Source organism: Polaromonas sp. AER18D-145, assembly GCF_002379095.1.
Lineage (GTDB): Bacteria > Pseudomonadota > Gammaproteobacteria > Burkholderiales > Burkholderiaceae_C > Polaromonas.
This window is the reverse complement of sequence record NZ_NBZV01000118.1, coordinates 1-1,051: the sequence shown is the minus strand read 5'-3', so window position 1 is coordinate 1,051 and position 1,051 is coordinate 1. Positions and strand designations below refer to the sequence as shown.

The following is a 1,051-nucleotide window of genomic DNA, read 5'->3' as shown; positions in this document are numbered from 1 at the left end:
TGATGGACCTGGTGATCACGGTGGACACCAGCGTGGCGCATCTGGCGGGGGCCATGGGCAAGGAAGTGTGGATCATGCTGCCCTTCAGTCCCGACTGGCGCTGGCTGCTCGAGCGAAGCGACAGCCCGTGGTACGGCTCAGCGCGGCTGTTCAGGCAGCCCGCCCGGGGCGACTGGGCCAGTGTGCTGGCTCAGGTGCAGCAGGCGCTGGCGGTGTGTCTGGGCCGAGACACAGACAACGCGGCTGCAGACACGCGTAGCGTGGCGGGCAAGCTGACCAGCACTTTGGCCCTGCATAAAAATGGCGATCTGGACAAGGCCGAGGCTTTGTACAAGGAGATTCTGACTGCGCAGCCCCGGCACTTTGGTGCGCTGCAGATGCTGGCGACCATTGCGGCGCATCGCAAGGACAACGCTGCCGCAGTTGTTTTGTTTGGGCAGGCGCTCAGTACCCGGCCTGACCATGTGGGCGTACTCAATGATCTGGGCAATGTATTGCAAGCCCAGGGAAAAACGGAGGAGGCGCTTCAGAGTTACGGTCGCGCGCTGGACGTTCAGCCGGACTTTGTGGACGCTCTTGTCAATCGCGGCAATGCCTGGCGAAGGCTTCAGCGTGTTGAAGAAGCGCTGGCAAGTTATGAGCGCGCACTGCAGGTCAGTCCGAACCATGCAGAAGTTTTGAACAACCGGGGCGTGGCCTTGCTGGAGCTGAGGCGTCCGCAGGAAGCGCTGGCAAGTTATCAAAAAGCATGGCGAGCCAGACCCGACTATGCCGAAGCCCACTGGAACGAAGCGCTGTGCCGGCTGCTGCTGGGCGACTTTGTCCAAGGCTGGCAAAACTACGAATGGCGCTGGAAGCGAGAGCTCAACAAGGACAAGCTTCGCAACTTCAGCCAGCCGCTGTGGCTGGGGAAAGAGCCGCTACAAGGCAAGACCATACTTCTACACGCCGAGCAAGGTCTAGGCGACACCCTGCAGTTCTGCCGCTACGTCCGGCAAGTGGCGGCACTGGGCGCGCGGGTGGTGCTGGAAGTGCAGCCGGCGCTCAAGAC

Annotated in this window: 1 protein-coding gene; it reads left to right on the top strand. The window is 61.9% G+C overall.

Annotated elements, in window-relative coordinates:
- Positions 1-1,051: tetratricopeptide repeat protein (locus tag B7G52_RS23750; protein ID WP_170954864.1), on the top strand; the 1,051-nt coding region annotated here is incomplete at both ends.